Raw genomic sequence first — 15,400 nt, 5'->3', positions numbered from 1 at the left:
AAATTAATCTTATATTAACGCTATTGTAGTTTAATAATAAAAATTTTTAATAAGGAAAAATTATGACTATAACTCCTGAAAATTTATATAAAAAAAGAAGAGAATTTATGAAAATTGGAGCTGGAGCTTTAATCAGTTCTAGCGTCCTTGCTTCTAAATTATCTGCATTTCAATTTACAAACGATACTAATATAAATAAACTTCAAATCAGCGATGAAGAACTTGCTACTAATTATGTTAATTTTTATGAATTTTCAACCGATAAAAGAAAGGCTGCGTCTTTAGCACAAAATCTCAATACTCAAGGCTGGAAAATCGACATTAGTGGTGAGGTAGAAAGGCCTTTAACTTTAAGTATGGAAGATATTTTAAAATTTCCATTAGAAGAAAGAATTTATCGCTTTCGTTGTGTTGAAACTTGGTCTATGGTAGTGCCTTGGATAGGTTTTGAAGCACGTCGCTTAATCGAGCTAGCAAAACCTACAAGTGAAGCAAAATTTATAAAATTTACCACTCTTTTTGATAAAAATCAATTTCCTGATCAAGACGCTTTATTCCCGACTATAGATTACCCTTATGTAGAAGGACTTCGCATGGATGAAGCCTTGCATCCACTCACTTTATTTGCTATAGGTATGTATCAAAAACCTTTAAAACCACAAAATGGATCGCCAATACGCCTTGTAGTACCATGGAAATATGGCTTTAAAAGTATCAAATCTATAGTAAAAATAGAATTTGTCAAAGATCAGCCAAAATCCACTTGGGAGTTAGCAAATCCTAGAGAATATGGCTTTTATGCAAATGTAAATCCTAATGTATCTCATCCTAGATGGTCACAAGCTAATGAAAGGACTTTGGGAGATTTTTTTACCAAACCTACTTTAATGTTTAATGGATATGAAAAAGAAGTGGGATATTTATATGCAAATATGGATTTAAAGGTGAATTTTTAATGCCTATAAAGTATTTTACACTTATGGCTTTATTTAGTTTTTTTGCAAGTTTAATTTATGGCTTTTATCATATGATAAAAGCTTTTGATTTTGTAAAAGAAGCTTATATTTATACAGGGATATTTGCCTTATTTTTTTTAAATTTAAGCATTTTCTTTTCTTTATTTCAATTTAAAAAAACAAAAACTTATCCCAAACTTTTAGGGATTTTTGCAGCATTTTGGACTTTTTTACATTTTTTAAATTATTTTATTTTTGATAGAAATGCACAAATTTTAAGGCTTTTTGATGATATTTCACACCGTCTATTAGAAGCAAGTGGTTTTGCTGCTTTTATTATCATCTTTTTTATGTTTTTAAGCTCTTTTACATGGCTAAAAAAAATCGAGAAGATAAGAAAACTAGGATATTTATGCTTAGTTTTAGCAAGCTATCATTATTTTTTAAGCCCTAAAGTTCCAATGTTTTGGGAATGGAGTGCTTTAATTGTCGCTTTATTTTATTTTATACTTCATTATATAAAAATACTTAAAAGCTCAAAAGCCAACAACCCTACTTTTATCAAAACTTGAACTCAACTCTTTTTGTATACTTTCTACAAAATCTTGCATTTTAAAAATTCCATCCTCAGAAACTGCTATTTTCAAAGCTGTATTTTTTATCACCATTAAAATTTGTGCCCCGCTTAACTCATAATTTGCTAAAATATTAATATCAAAAGCCTTCTCAAACAACGCCTTTTTAGGTAAAAATTTCTCCCACATCTTAAGTCTGTCTTTAAAATCAGGTTTTTTAAATTCTATTTTATAATCAAACCTTCTTGAAAAAGCACTATCTAAACTCTCTAAAAAATTCGTCGTAGCGATAATCACTCCGCTAAAATGTTCAATCTGATCTAAAAATATATTTTGCATTTGATTATGCATTTTATCACTTCCACTACTGCTTTCAACTCGAGTACTTAAGAACTGATCAGCTTCATTTAAAAGTAAAATAGGACTTTGTTTGCAAGTTTGAACTATGTTTTTATAAGTGTCAAAAATTTTTCTTACATTTTGCTCACTCTCTCCTACCCATTTGCTAAGAATTTTTGAACAATCAAAACTAAGAACAGTTTTTTTCATAGATTTAGCCATAGCCAAAGCTGACATGGTTTTACCCGTTCCTGCAGGCCCATAAAAAATAATCTTTGCTTCTATATTTTTATTACTCTTTATACCCCAAGAACGAAGTCTTTCTAAAACTTTTTTATCTTGTTGTTTTAAAATATTTTCTAAAAGCTCTTTTGTGTTTTGAGGCATAATAATATCATTAATATCAGCACTTGGCTCTATAAGCTCAAAAATATCTTGTTCTTTTAAAACACTTTCAATTTTAATTTTCTTACTTTGCTTAAGTTCGAAATTTATCACCCTTTGTAAAATCTCATCTATTATAAAAAAACTTTTAGAAATATCTCCAAAAGCATTTAAATACTCATCATACTCGATCAAATTTAAAAGAGGAGCATTATCTTGCAATAATTTTTTATTGCTGTGTCTTTCTAAATCGTTTTCACTAACTAAAGAAAGTAAAGAATTCATCTCTCTTGACATAGAATTTTCATTGCTTAAGGTGTATTCTTCTTTTAAAAGTGCTAAAAAAATGATTTGTTCTTTAGATTTAAGATTATATTCTTTAAATATCTCGGCTAAAACATTATAAAATTTACTTTTTTTTAGCCTTTCTTTAATATGTTTTTCATAAATTCTGATTTGATTTTTTATTTCATTATTGTAAGCACTCTTTTGTATAAAACTCAATCTTTCATACAATTGAATACGTATAAACTCATCTTTTAAATACTCTAAATAATCTCTATAAGCTTCTTGTTTTTCTAAATTTAAATGAGGTTTTTCTTCTAAAAATTCCAAAAAATACTCACTCAAGCTAAGTTCGCTTTGTAATAATCCTAGCATTAATGTTTGGGTTTTATTGCTTTCTATATTTTTAAAAAAACTAGAATTTTGATTGACAAGACCTCTTTCAATAAGCCTTTTTAAGTCTTCTAAAGCATCTAAATATACATACTTATCATTGCCAAAAATACTAGATAATAAAGTAAAAGCATTGACACAAGACACACAAACAACATAATTTTTACAAAGTTCTCTTAGAATCAAAGCCTCATTTTTTGTACATTTAAGTTCTTTATAAATTTGAGTATCTTCTATATTTTCTAAACTTAAAAAATTCTTTAATTTCTGCATTATTTTTTCACTTCCTTTAACTCATCTTCATTGAATTCCACATAAATATTTTCATCTAAAAAATGACTTTAAAAAGGCAAATAATAAATCCTTAACTTTTCATAATTAAACAAAAAATTATTAATTTTAGATTTTTACAATTCTCCTTTATAAATAACAAATAAAAGCTAAATTTATAAAATAAAAGATCGGTAAAAAATTTCAAATACAGCTATTTAATCCCTAAAAGCTGTCAAAAGGATTTTTATACCTGAAATCTTATCAAAAAAACTCACTTTATCATCACAAACCTGATAAAAAATTTCATAATTTTTTGCCTTTATATTTTGTTTAAAACCACAATTTATCTTCTGTAAATTCCTGCCTTGCCATAAAGCATTTGCATTTAAAATATCACTTAAAATATCTTCATAGTATTCATTTTTAAAAAATTTTTGATTAAATACCTTTTTATCATAACACACAAAATTAATACAAATTTTATCTTTGATTTTTATTTCAAAAAAAGCTTGTCCAAGTTTGTAAAGTTCTAAATTTAAAGCATTATTTTCTTTTTTTAAAAAACCTACATCATTGATTTTAATCATAGGAGAAACAATCAAAGTCTTCACACTTTGAGTTGAAAAATTCTGATTTTTGACACTGCATGCACAAAACAAATAAACAAATAAACAAATAAAACAATACTTCAAAATCAACCTTATTTAAGATTTTTAAAACTAAGATTTAATTCTAAATTAAGTTCTTTTAGTATCTTCATCACCCCTTGTAAATCATCAATTTGTTTGGCCACAACACGAATTTCTTCTCCACGTGTAGAAAAACTTACTTTAAGTTTACTGTCTTTAATCGCTTTATTGATTTTTTTCGCGTTTTCACTATCTATGCTATCATTTATCTTTAAATATAAACGAAACATCGCACCTTTTTCACGAGAAAGCTCCTTAATAGCATTAGGATTAATAGCCCTTTTAATAAGTTTAGAAATTACTATATCCTTTAAAACATCAAGCTTTTGTTCACTTGAAGAACTGAGTTTAAAAACACTATCTTTCTCACTAAATTCAAGCTCACATTTTATACCTTTTAAATCATAACGACTATCAAGCTCTTTTTTTGCTTGTTCAAAAGCATTTTTAAGTTCTTGCTTATCTAAAGCTGCAGAAATATCAAAACTATGCTCACTTGCCATTTTCTATCCACTCTTTAAGATTATTATAAACTATATCCATTAAAGCACTTAAAGCTTCCTTGCTTGCCCACGCTACATGTGGGGTAATGATTAAATTTTCTTTATTTTTAAGGTATAAAAGAGGATGATTTTTCATCATAGGTTCTTGTTCTAAAACGTCTAATCCCACGCGTATATTTTTCTCATCCATAATCTTAGCCAAATCTTGCTCATTAATAATACCACCTCTGCCAACATTTACTAAAATCACATTATCTTTTAAAAGTTTTAATTCTTTAAAAGTAAGCAAATCTTTAGTATTTTCATTTAAAGGTGCATGGATACTTATAATATCACAAGTTTTTAATAATTGTTCTAATTCTAAACGCTTAAAATCAGCATTTTCATTCTTACCGCTTGTAGAATAATAATAAATTTCAGCCCCAAAAAGTTTTGAAATTTTTGCCACTTCTTTGCCTATGGTTCCTAAACCTATAATGCCGTGCTTTTTACCACCAAGGGTATGCAAACTCCTACTATAATCTGTAAAAATAGGACTATTGCACCATTTACCTTCTTTACTCCATTGATCATAATAAATCATCTGATTTAAAAATGCAAATATAAAAGCAAAAGTATGCTGTACAACGCTCATAGTAGAATATCCTGATGCATTTTTTACTATTATATTTTTTTCCTTAGCGTATTCTACATCAATATTATTTACCCCTGTGGCGGTTTCTAAAATGAGTTTTAGATTCTCACACGCATCTATGACATTTTTATCAATCACTATTTTATTTACCATAGCCACATCAGCATTTTTTAAACGTTGTATCACTTCTTCTTTGGTGGTCATAGCATAAACTTCTAAAGAACCTAATGTTTGAAAAACACTTAAATCATAATCCCCCAAAGTAGCTGCATCCAAACAAACAATTTTCATTTTTAATCCTTAATGATATGTCCTACGAATTTAGAATAATTATCAAGCACAAGCCCCCCTTTTCTAAATCCCAAACCACATCCTTCATAAGCAAAGAAAACACCCGCTTGATAATACTCATTTTCATAGGAATTAAACTCTACATATTCTTGATAAATAGCCTTATTGTTCCCATAAGGACCCACATTTTCATGTACGATTTTTCCCTCTTTAATTATACTAATATTTGCTCCTTCTCTACCAAAAATAGGCTTTTTAACATAATTTTTTGTTTCTAAAGGCACATCTTTTGTTTCTAAAAGTAAAGGATGATTAGGAAAAAGTTCCCATAAAATTTTTAAAATTCCCTTAGATTGAAATAAGAGTGTGTAAGCAGGATTTAAAATAATACCCCTTTGATTACGCATAATTTGCGTTAAAAGCATAGCAAGTTCACCTTCTTGTATAGCTATATCTTCCCAAGGAATAAGCTTAAACCAATACTCATAATTTTTGCCATCTTTAAAAAAACCTTCATCGCTAAATTCCACTTCATCCACAAAAGAAAAATTCGTTTCAAAACCTGCTTCATTAGCAATATGAGAAAGCAATTTTGTAGTGATTTCTTCTTCTTTGCTTCCTGCTATACTTGAGAATAAAATTTTCCATCCTTGATAATGATCTTTAAAACTTTCAATACTTTCATCAAGGGTAACAAGCCTTTTAAAATTATCCATCAAGCTTTCATAAATACTATTAAACTGTGCACTTTCATCCATACCATTTTGTTTTAAAATAGCCCATTGTAAAATCGCACTCTCAAAAAGAGCTGTTGGCGTATCAGCATTAAATTCTATAAGCTTTATAGGCTTACCATCAAGCCCCCCTGCTAAATCAAAACGCCCATATAAATGCCAATGCACTTCATTTTCCCAACTCATTTTAATCGCATCTATGAGATTAAAAGGAATGCCTAATTCATCAAAGCGATCCTTATCAATAACATTTTGTGCTGCAGCTATAAACATATCATAAAGCGTATTTACAGCTTCATAATATGCATTAGCCTCTTTACTCTTCACACAGACTAATTTATCGCTAATATAATCACTCCCATCTTCATCCGTATGCCATGAAAAGCCTATATTCTCTAAATAATCTTTTTGAAGTTTATTCACTTGTAATAATTGCATTATCTATCCTTAAGAACCAAAAGAAGAAGAACTAGAACCTGCCTTAGATCCTCCCCCAAAAAAACCTGATTTTTTAGTAGCTGAAGCAGAACCTTTACCAGCTTGATTAAAGCTATTAACACTTCTTTGATAAGCACTTTGATTAGAAAAAGCACCTCGTTGTTGGTTAGCAAAATTTTGATTGTTAAAAAGCTTTGATCCTATCCAACTTCCTAAAATCGCTCCTGCAGCACTTGCAAGCAAAGCCTCACCCAAACCTAAGCCCCCAGTGTTAATTTGCCCATTCTCTTTAGTTAAATTAGAAGTTCCATTATCAATCTTACTAGCTTCTTGCTTGATTAAAGCATCCATCTCTTCTTTAGACAAAATTCGCTCTGTACCATTAAGTTCTTTTAAAACCACCCTTGTTTCATCACTAGGATATTGATCTTTAATTTTATATCGGCCCGGAGCAAGTTCTTCAATGATTACAAAAGCTCCTTGGGCATTATTTGCTTGATTTAAAGCATTATCATTATTATTTTGACATCCTACCAAAACACCACTTGTAATAGCTGCTAAACCGCTTATCATACCAATTTGAATAATTTTTTTAATTTGTTTCATAAATTGATCCTACAAAGGCAAAAATTATATTAAAGAATTTTAACAAAAAATAATAAATATTTTTTAATATCAATTTAAAGTATATAATGAAGAAATAAAAAGCCCAAAAAGGGCTTTTAGGTCAGAGTCTTGACTCATAACGTCTAAGCATATAAAGTCTTTTAAGCATTTTTTTGCGTGCTGAAATTTTTTGTTTTTTGCGAATTTCAGTCATAGGCTCGAAAAACCTTCTTGCTCTTACTTCAGTCACAACTAAATTTCTATCTACTTGTTTTTTGAATTTACGATACGCTTCGTCAAAAGACTCATTAGGATGCACCTTAATTCCTGGCACAGCCTTCACCACCTTTCTGTGTAAATTTTGTTGTGAAGCATAATTATAAAATACTTCTTATTAATTCTAACTTAGAAAGCATTTAAAAATTGTTTTAGTTTTATCGGCTATAATTTTCAATTATAAAACGTTAAAGGTTAGAATGGAATTTAAAATGCAAGGGCATATTACAACTTATACGAAAAAACGATATTTTGTATATTTGATTGCAAGCATTGTTATGTTTGGTTTACCTTTTATAAAAATTAATGAAAATCATTTTTTTCTTTTAAGCTTTGATCATTCTAAGCTGAATTTATTTTTTATTTCTTTTTTAACACAAGAATTTTATCTTATGCCTTTTGTTCTTATATTTCTTTTTCTATTTATCTTTTTTATCACTACTTTAAGTGGAAGAGTTTGGTGTGCTTGGAGTTGCCCTCAAACTATTTTTAGAGTCATATATAGAGATATAATCCAAACTAAAATCCTAAAAATTCGCAAAAATATCAGTGATAAACAAAAAAAATATAAAGGAGAATATTTTAAAAAATTTATTGCAATAGTCATTTTTTATCTTATTTCTATCATTGCTGTGAGTAATTTGCTTTGGTATTTCATCCCTCCTGAAGATTTTTTTAATTATATACAAAATCCTAGTGAACACTTGCTTTTAGTCGGAATATTATTTTGTGCAAGCTTATTATTAACACTAGATATAACCTATTTGGCTGAAAAATTTTGCATTTATGTTTGTCCTTATGCAAGAATACAATCTGTAATGTTTGATCATGATACTATGCAAGTTATTTATGATGAAAAACGCGGAGGTTTAATTTATGAAGGCCATACTAAACTTTACAAAAAACCGCCTCAAGGCGAATGTATAGGTTGTGAAGCTTGTGTTAGCATTTGTCCTACACATATTGATATACGCAAGGGAATGCAACTTGAGTGTATCAATTGTCTTGAGTGTGCGGATGCGTGTTCAAAAGTACAAAATAAACTCAATCGACCAAGCCTTATCAGCTGGACAAGTGCAAAAGCTATTCAAACAGGTTCTAAAGTCCATTATTTAAGATTTAAAACTGTAGCGTATTTTATCATTCTTTTAATAGCTTTAATAGCCTTAATCTTTATGGCTAATAAAAAAGAAAACATGCTTTTAAATATTAACCGTAGTAGTGAATTGTACAGTATTTCAAATATCAAAGGAGAATTAGTAGTTTCAAATTCTTATACTTTTTTATTTCAAAATACAGATTCTAAACCTCATGAGTATTATTTTAAAGCAAATTTAGAAGGAGTTAATGGTGGCATTGAAATCTTAAAACCACGCAAATCTTTTACATTAAAAGCAGGCGAACAAGTGAAAAAAATAGTAGTCATTAAAGCTACCAAAAAACTAGCAAATAATGATCAAAAAGATACAATCTTAGCTCTTCACATCAAAGCTTATGCTAAGGATGATGAAAAAATTTCAATCTCTAGGAAAAGTATATTTGTATACCCTAAAACCACAATCATAAAGGACAAACAATGAATTCAAACAAAGCACCTTCAAAAAAAGTTTTAGCCAGACAAGAAAAAATTAAAACCGTAGCTTTAGAACTTTTTTTAACTAAAGGATATCAAGAAACAAGTCTTAGCGATATTATTAAATTATCTGGAGGATCTTATTCTAACATTTATGATAGTTTTAAAAATAAAGAAGGCTTATTTTTTGAAATTTTAGATGATGTGTGTAAAAAACATTTTCATCTTATCCATTCTAAAACACAAAAAATTAAAAATGGTAGCTTAAAAGAAATTTTGCTTTCCTTTGGATTAAGTTTTGTAGAAATTTTCAATCGACCTGAAGCTGTAGCTTTTGGAAAAATCGTTTACTCACAAGTTTATGATAAAGACAGGCATCTTGCTAATTGGATAGATAATAACCAACAAAATTTTTCCTATAATATCCTTATGGATTGTTTCAAACAGCAAGATAATCCTTATATGAAAGAAAATGCTGAAAAACTTGCTATACTTTTTTGCACTATGCTTAAAGAACCTTATCATCATCTTAATGTCTTAATCAATGCTCCTTTAAAGAATAAAAAAGAGCAAAAAAAGCACGTTGAATTTGTTGTTAATGTCTTTTTAAACGGAATCGACAATCACCAAAATCGATATTAAAACCATCCTTTTATTAACCGAATAAAGATATAATTTAACTGAAAATAGCCATAAACATTTTTGTAATAAGCATTACAATTTTTAATATTAAATTTCCAAGGCAAAACTATGAAATTATTTCAAAAAAATATTATCTTGACTTTAAGCGTTATGTTTTTATTCCTTGCTTGCAGCAAAGAAGAAATGCCAAAAATGCAATTACCGCCTCAACCTGTTACAACTATGAGTGTAAAGTCTGAAGACTTACCGCTTAGTTTTACCTATCCAGCTAAACTTGTAAGCAATTATGATGTTATTATAAAACCTCAAGTTAGCGGAGTGATAATAAACAAACTTTTTAAAGCTGGAGATACAGTAAAAAAAGGACAAACCTTATTTATCATAGAACAGGATAAATTTCAAGCTAATGTAGAAGCAGCTTATGGACAAAGCTTAATGGCTAAAGCAGTTTTTGAAAATGCTAGTAAAGATTTCAATCGTTCTCAAATCCTTTTCAATAAAGGTGCGATCTCTCAAAAAGAATACGACTCTTCTCTTGCTACATTTAACAATTCTAAAGCTAATCTAACTAGTGCTAATGCGCAACTTGCCAATGCAAAGATCGATTTAGATCACACCAAGATCAAGGCCCCATTTGATGGAAGCGTAGGAGATGCTTTAATCAATGTAGGTGATTATGTAAGTGCTTCATCAAGTGAACTCGTTAGAATCACTAATTTAAACCCTATTTATGCAGATTTTTTCATTTCAGATACAGACAAACTCAATCTAGTACGCAATACCCAAAATGGAAAATGGAATTTAGACAATATCCATGCGAATTTAAACCTTAATGGACGAACATTCCAAGGAAAGCTTTATTTTATTGACTCAGTCATTGATGCTAATAGCGGCACAGTCAAAGCAAAAGCCGTTTTTGATAATAACAACTCCACCCTTTTACCAGGAGCTTTTGCAACAATTACTTCAGAAGGATTTGTACAAAAAAATGGTTTTAAAGTACCTCAAATTGCTATAAAACAAGATCAAAATGATATTTATGTTTTTCTTTTGAAAAATGGAAAAGTAGAAAAAGCTTCTATACATATAAGTTATCAAAACAATGAATATGCCGTCATTGATAAAGGATTACAAGATGGAGATAAAATTATCTTAGATAACTTTAATAAAATTCATATTGGTAGCGAAGTTAGGGAAATTGGGGTACAATAATGTTTTCTAAATTTTTTATCCAAAGACCTATTTTTGCTTCAGTTGTTGCTATTATTATTTCCTTAGCCGGTGCTATAGGGCTTGTTAATTTACCTATAGAACAATACCCTTCTTTAACACCCCCTACAGTTAAAGTAAGTGCTACTTATACAGGAGCTGATGCTCAAACCATAGCCTCAACAGTGGCAACCCCTATAGAAGATGCGATCAATGGTGCGGATAATATGATCTATATGGATTCAACTTCAAGTTCCTCAGGAACTATGAGTTTAACTATATATTTTGACATTGGCACCGATCCTGATCAAGCCACTATAGATGTAAATAATAGAATTTCAGCTGCCATTGCAAAAATGCCAGATGCAGTTAAAAAACTAGGCGTAACTGTTAAAAAAACTTCCTCAACAACACTTGCTGCAATTTCTGTGTACTCAAGTGATGGTTCAATGAATGCCATTGATGTATACAATTACATCACTTTAAATATTTTAGATGAGTTAAAAAGAGTTCCAGGTGTTGGGGACGCCGATGCTATAGGCAATCGCAACTATTCTTTAAGAATCTGGCTTAAGCCTGATTTATTAAACAAATTTAATGTAACAGCTAGTGATGTTATTTCTGCAGTCAATGAACAAAACGCTCAATACGCAACAGGTAAAATCGGCGAAGAACCTTTAACTAAAAAATCACCTTATGTTTATTCTATCACTATGCAAGGCAGATTGCAAAACCCTAGCGAATTTGAAAATATCATTTTAAGAACAAACAATGATGGATCTTTTCTAAGACTTAAGGATGTAGCCGATGTTGAAATAGGATCAGAACAATACAGTTCTCAAGGACGCTTAAATGGCAATGACGCAGTACCAATCATCATCAACCTTCAATCAGGTGCTAATGCTTTACGCACAGTAGAACTTATACAAGATAAAATGCAAGAACTTTCAAAAAATTTTCCTGCAGGTTTAGCATATAAAATTCCTTATGATACTACAAAATTTGTAATTCAATCAATCAAAGAAGTGATTAAAACCTTTATTGAAGCATTGATTTTAGTGCTTATAGTCATGTATATGTTCTTAAAAAATTTCCGTGCAACCCTTATTCCTATGATCGCAGTACCCGTTTCATTACTAGGGACTTTTGCTGGCTTGTATATTTTAGGCTTTAGTATTAATTTGCTTACACTTTTTGCCTTAATTTTAGCAATAGGAATCGTTGTAGATGATGCTATTATTGTAGTTGAAAACATTGATAGGATTTTACATGAAGATGAACAAATAAGCGTAAAAGATGCTGCTATTGAAGCTATGGAAGAGGTAAGCTCTCCTGTAATCTCAATTGTCCTCGTGCTTTGTGCTGTTTTTATACCCGTTTCTTTTATATCCGGTTTTGTAGGTGAAATTCAAAGACAATTCGCCCTAACCCTAGCAATCTCTGTAGCCATATCAGGTTTTGTGGCTCTTACTTTAACTCCGTCTTTATGTGCATTGTTTTTAAGACGCAATGAAGGAGAACCCTTTAAATTTGTAAAAAAATTCAATGATTTTTTTGATTGGAGTACTTCGATATTTAGCAATGGCGTGGCATATATTTTAAAAAGAACAATACGTTTTGTTATTATTTTTTGCATTATGTTAGGAGCTATTTTTTATCTTTATAAAGCCATACCAAGCTCTTTAGTTCCTGAAGAAGATCAAGGATTAATGATAGGTATTATCAATCTTCCTTCAGCATCAGCAGTCCATAGAACCATTTCAGAAGTTGATCATATAAGCCAAGAAATTCTCAAAACAAATGGTATAAAAGATACTATGGCTATGATAGGATTTAATCTTTTTACAAGCTCACTTAAAGAAAATGCTGCAGCAATGTTCATAGGATTGCAAGATTGGAAAGACAGAAATGTTAGTGCCGATGAAATAACCTTAGAACTTAATAAAAAATTTGCTTTTGATCGTAATGCTTCAAGTGTATTTATAGGCCTACCGCCTATACCAGGATTAAGCATTACAGGTGGCTTTGAAATGTATGTGCAAAATAAAAGCGGAAAAACTTATGAACAAATTCAACAAGATGTAAACAAGCTTGTCATTGCAGCCAATCAAAGAAAAGAATTAAGCAGAGTACGCACTACTCTTGATACTACTTTTCCACAATACAAACTTATAATAGATAGAGATAAATTAAAGCATTTTAATCTCAATATGCAAGATATTTTCAATACAATAAATGCAACCATTGGCACATATTATGTAAATGACTTTTCTATGCTAGGTAAAAACTTCCAAGTTAATATTCGTGCCAAAGGAGATTTTAGAAATACTCAAGATGCGTTAAAAAATATTTTTGTACGATCAAATGATGGTAGAATGATACCTCTTGATTCTTTTTTAACACTACAGAGAAGTTCAGGACCTGATGATGTTAAGCGTTTTAATCTTTTCCCTGCTGCTCAAGTACAAGGACAACCTGCTCCAGGATACACCTCAGGTCAGGCTATAGAAGCTATTTCTGAAGTAGTAAAAGAAACTTTGGGGGATGATTATTCTATAGCTTGGAGTGGATCAGCTTATCAAGAAGTCTCAAGCAAAGGAACAGCATCATATGCTTTTGTCTTGGGCATGGTTTTTGTATTTTTAATTTTAGCTGCTCAATATGAAAGATGGCTGATTCCTTTAGCGGTAATAACAGCTGTACCTTTTGCTGCCTTTGGGTCTTTTTTATTCGTATATTTAAGAGGATTTAGCAATGATATTTATTTCCAAACAGGACTATTACTCTTAATTGGACTTTCAGCTAAAAATGCAATTTTAATTGTGGAATTTGCTATGGAAGAACGTTTTAAAAAAGGCAAAGGAGTATTTGAAGCCGCTGTAGCAGCAGCAAAACTTAGATTCCGTCCTATTATCATGACTTCTTTAGCTTTTACTTTTGGAGTATTGCCTATGATTTTTGCAACAGGAGCAGGAAGTGCATCAAGACATTCTTTAGGAACAGGACTTGTTGGAGGAATGATCGCAGCCTCTACTTTGGCAATCTTTTTTGTGCCTTTATTTTTCTATCTTTTAGAAAATTTTAATGAATGGTTAGATAAAAAAAGAGGTAAAATCCATGAATAAAATCATTTCAATAAGTTCGATAATAAGCTTGGGTTGTTTAATTTCAGCTTGTTCTTTAAGCCCTAATTTAAATATTCCTCAAGCAAATTATAATATAGATAATCAATTAGGCACTTTACCCTGGGAAAAAGAAAACAATAATACTCTTTCTAAGCAATGGTGGAAAGAATTTGATGATGAAAATTTAAACAAAGTAGTGGATCTAGTACTTAAAAACAATAATGATTTAAAGCTTGCCTTTATCCATATGCAACAAGCTGCTGCACAATTAGGAATAGATTTTAGCAAGCTATTGCCTCAATTTGACGGTAGTGTGGGTGCAAATCGTACAAAAAACTCTATAAATAGCCCTATAAATCGTAGTGGTGAAGTAAATTATGACAATAATTTTAAAATGGGACTTAATTTAAGCTATGAAATTGATCTTTGGAGTAAATATCGCGATACATATCGTGCTTCAAAATCAGGCTTTAAAGCAAGTCAATATGATTATGAAGCTGCAAGACTTTCTATCATTTCAAATGCAGTTCAAACCTATTTTAATCTCATTAATGCATACGAAAATGAAAACACTCTTAAAGAAGCTTATGATAGCGCAAAAGAGATTTATAAAATTAATGAAGACAAATTCCAAGTAGGTGCTGTAGGAGAATATGAATTTGCACAAGCAAGAGCGAATTTAGAAAGTATAGCTTTACAGTATAATGAAACAAAACTTAATAAAGAAAATTATCTAAAAGCTTTAAAAATTTTAAGCTCAAATAATTTAAATGACATACTTTACAAAGATCAAGCCTATCAAGTTTTTCACTTAAAAGAATTTGACATACCTACTGGAATTTCAAGCACTATTTTGCTTCAAAGACCCGATATTAGTGCTTCTTTAGAAAAACTCACTCAACAAAATTATCTTATTGGAGTAGCTCGCACAGCTTTTTTACCTAAGCTTTCTATAACCGGACTATTAGGTTTTGAAAGCACAGATTTAAACACTCTTGTCAAACAAGGATCTAAAACCTGGAATATAGGTGGGGATTTTACCATGCCTATTTTTCATTGGGGAGAAATTTATCAAAATGTCAATTTAGCAAAACTTTATAAAGATGAAGCTTTTGTAAACTACCAAAATACGCTAATTACGGCTTTTGGTGAGATCCGCTATGCTTTAATCGCTAGAAAAACCATACGCTTACAATATGATAACGCACAAGCAAGTGAACAATCCTATAAAAGAATTTATGAAATTGCTAAAGAACGCTATGATATAGGCGACATGGCTTTACAAGATTATTTAAAAGCACGTCAAGATTGGTTAAATGCCACAGTCGTTTTTAATAATACAAAATATTCTTATGCCAATTCTATAATAAATATTATTAAAGCCTTTGGCGGTGGATTCATACAAAATGAAAACATCGAAAAAAATATAAAAGAACAATCAAAAAACTTAGATATGTCTTTTAGAGAATAGTTTT

Annotated in this window: 14 protein-coding genes and 1 pseudogene; 7 read left to right on the top strand and 8 right to left on the bottom strand. The window is 30.0% G+C overall.

Annotated elements, in window-relative coordinates; genetic code table 11:
- Nucleotides 1-62 precede the first annotated feature (62 nt).
- Together msrP and GRQ01_RS02100 are read left to right on the top strand one after the other, a co-directional pair.
- Entirely contained in the window at nucleotides 63-956 is an 894-nt protein-coding gene (msrP, locus tag GRQ01_RS02105; protein WP_158334200.1) for a protein-methionine-sulfoxide reductase catalytic subunit MsrP, read from the top strand.
- The gene (locus GRQ01_RS02100) at nucleotides 956-1,528 is read left to right on the top strand and encodes a sulfite oxidase heme-binding subunit YedZ (protein WP_158334199.1); all 573 of its coding nucleotides are present in this window, start codon (nucleotides 956-958) and stop codon (nucleotides 1,526-1,528) included. Before msrP ends, GRQ01_RS02100 begins: the two co-directional genes overlap by 1 nt.
- On the opposite strand, the gene GRQ01_RS02095 is transcribed toward GRQ01_RS02100, so the two are convergent.
- The 8 genes and pseudogenes from GRQ01_RS02095 to rpsU form a co-directional block, all read right to left on the bottom strand.
- Nucleotides 1,493-3,205, bottom strand: coding sequence for an ATP-binding protein (locus tag GRQ01_RS02095; RefSeq protein ID WP_158334198.1), 1,713 nt, complete (start codon nucleotides 3,203-3,205; stop codon nucleotides 1,493-1,495). The genes GRQ01_RS02100 and GRQ01_RS02095 overlap by 36 nt on opposite strands.
- Nucleotides 3,205-3,327 (bottom strand): annotated as a pseudogene (locus GRQ01_RS07640) (hypothetical protein); the annotation flags it as partial. The pseudogene GRQ01_RS07640 and the gene GRQ01_RS02095, both read right to left, overlap by 1 nt.
- A gap of 93 nt (nucleotides 3,328-3,420) precedes the next feature.
- Complete coding sequence (locus GRQ01_RS02090; RefSeq protein WP_158334197.1) at nucleotides 3,421-3,897, bottom strand: hypothetical protein; 477 nt, start codon at nucleotides 3,895-3,897, stop codon at nucleotides 3,421-3,423.
- An 8-nt stretch (nucleotides 3,898-3,905) separates the two neighbouring features.
- The gene (locus GRQ01_RS02085) at nucleotides 3,906-4,397 is read right to left on the bottom strand and encodes a YajQ family cyclic di-GMP-binding protein (protein ID WP_158334196.1); all 492 of its coding nucleotides are present in this window, start codon (nucleotides 4,395-4,397) and stop codon (nucleotides 3,906-3,908) included.
- A complete protein-coding gene (locus tag GRQ01_RS02080) occupies nucleotides 4,387-5,322 on the bottom strand; it encodes a D-2-hydroxyacid dehydrogenase (RefSeq protein WP_158334195.1) in 936 nt (311 codons plus the stop codon). Before GRQ01_RS02080 ends, GRQ01_RS02085 begins: the two co-directional genes overlap by 11 nt.
- Before the next feature lie 2 nt (nucleotides 5,323-5,324).
- The gene (locus GRQ01_RS02075) at nucleotides 5,325-6,494 is read right to left on the bottom strand and encodes a glutathionylspermidine synthase family protein (RefSeq protein WP_158334194.1); all 1,170 of its coding nucleotides are present in this window, start codon (nucleotides 6,492-6,494) and stop codon (nucleotides 5,325-5,327) included.
- A gap of 9 nt (nucleotides 6,495-6,503) precedes the next feature.
- Complete coding sequence (locus tag GRQ01_RS02070) at nucleotides 6,504-7,100, bottom strand: UPF0323 family lipoprotein (protein ID WP_158334193.1); 597 nt, start codon at nucleotides 7,098-7,100, stop codon at nucleotides 6,504-6,506.
- Between the two features lie 121 nt (nucleotides 7,101-7,221).
- Nucleotides 7,222-7,434 carry a 30S ribosomal protein S21 gene (rpsU, locus tag GRQ01_RS02065; protein WP_002780697.1) on the bottom strand — a complete coding sequence of 71 codons (213 nt, stop codon included), beginning with the start codon at nucleotides 7,432-7,434 and terminating at the stop codon, nucleotides 7,222-7,224.
- A 154-nt stretch (nucleotides 7,435-7,588) separates the two neighbouring features.
- On the opposite strand from rpsU, the gene ccoG reads away from it, so the two are divergent.
- The 5 genes from ccoG to cmeC all read left to right on the top strand — a co-directional run bounded on the left by ccoG (nucleotide 7,589) and on the right by cmeC (nucleotide 15,396).
- Nucleotides 7,589-8,956 carry a cytochrome c oxidase accessory protein CcoG gene (gene ccoG, locus GRQ01_RS02060; RefSeq protein WP_158334239.1) on the top strand — a complete coding sequence of 456 codons (1,368 nt, stop codon included), beginning with the start codon at nucleotides 7,589-7,591 and terminating at the stop codon, nucleotides 8,954-8,956.
- Nucleotides 8,953-9,591: a TetR/AcrR family transcriptional regulator gene (locus GRQ01_RS02055; protein WP_158334192.1), complete on the top strand. Its 639-nt coding sequence runs from the start codon at nucleotides 8,953-8,955 to the stop codon at nucleotides 9,589-9,591. Before ccoG ends, GRQ01_RS02055 begins: the two co-directional genes overlap by 4 nt.
- Nucleotides 9,592-9,699: 108 nt before the next feature.
- A complete protein-coding gene (locus tag GRQ01_RS02050; protein WP_158334191.1) occupies nucleotides 9,700-10,803 on the top strand; it encodes an efflux RND transporter periplasmic adaptor subunit in 1,104 nt (367 codons plus the stop codon).
- Nucleotides 10,803-13,925, top strand: a complete 3,123-nt coding sequence (gene cmeB / locus GRQ01_RS02045) for a multidrug efflux RND transporter permease subunit CmeB (protein WP_158334190.1) — start codon at nucleotides 10,803-10,805, stop codon at nucleotides 13,923-13,925. Before GRQ01_RS02050 ends, cmeB begins: the two co-directional genes overlap by 1 nt.
- On the top strand, nucleotides 13,918-15,396 hold the full coding sequence (gene cmeC, locus GRQ01_RS02040) for a multidrug efflux transporter outer membrane subunit CmeC (RefSeq protein ID WP_158334189.1): 1,479 nt from the start codon (nucleotides 13,918-13,920) through the stop codon (nucleotides 15,394-15,396). Before cmeB ends, cmeC begins: the two co-directional genes overlap by 8 nt.
- Nucleotides 15,397-15,400 lie beyond the last annotated feature (4 nt).

It is taken from the genome of Campylobacter bilis, assembly GCF_016806695.1.
Taxonomy (GTDB): Bacteria; Campylobacterota; Campylobacteria; order Campylobacterales; family Campylobacteraceae; genus Campylobacter_D; species Campylobacter_D bilis.
The sequence above is the reverse complement of the archived record's forward strand: the minus strand, read 5'-3'. Positions and strand labels throughout refer to the sequence as shown.

Bases quoted from the DNA above. Each gene is read 5' to 3' on its own strand.
- GRQ01_RS02085 (WP_158334196.1), bottom strand. From the start codon at position 4,397: ATGGCAAGTGAGCATAGTTTTGATATTTCTGCAGCTTTAGATAAGCAA.
- GRQ01_RS02075 (WP_158334194.1), bottom strand. From the start codon at position 6,494: ATGCAATTATTACAAGTGAATAAACTTCAAAAAGATTATTTAGAGAAT.
- GRQ01_RS02095 (WP_158334198.1), bottom strand. From the start codon at position 3,205: ATGCAGAAATTAAAGAATTTTTTAAGTTTAGAAAATATAGAAGATACT.
- cmeC (WP_158334189.1), top strand. From the start codon at position 13,918: ATGAATAAAATCATTTCAATAAGTTCGATAATAAGCTTGGGTTGTTTA.
- GRQ01_RS02080 (WP_158334195.1), bottom strand. From the start codon at position 5,322: ATGAAAATTGTTTGTTTGGATGCAGCTACTTTGGGGGATTATGATTTA.
- cmeB (WP_158334190.1), top strand. From the start codon at position 10,803: ATGTTTTCTAAATTTTTTATCCAAAGACCTATTTTTGCTTCAGTTGTT.
- GRQ01_RS02100 (WP_158334199.1), top strand. From the start codon at position 956: ATGCCTATAAAGTATTTTACACTTATGGCTTTATTTAGTTTTTTTGCA.
- GRQ01_RS02050 (WP_158334191.1), top strand. From the start codon at position 9,700: ATGAAATTATTTCAAAAAAATATTATCTTGACTTTAAGCGTTATGTTT.
- msrP (WP_158334200.1), top strand. From the start codon at position 63: ATGACTATAACTCCTGAAAATTTATATAAAAAAAGAAGAGAATTTATG.
- ccoG (WP_158334239.1), top strand. From the start codon at position 7,589: ATGCAAGGGCATATTACAACTTATACGAAAAAACGATATTTTGTATAT.
- GRQ01_RS02055 (WP_158334192.1), top strand. From the start codon at position 8,953: ATGAATTCAAACAAAGCACCTTCAAAAAAAGTTTTAGCCAGACAAGAA.
- GRQ01_RS02070 (WP_158334193.1), bottom strand. From the start codon at position 7,100: ATGAAACAAATTAAAAAAATTATTCAAATTGGTATGATAAGCGGTTTA.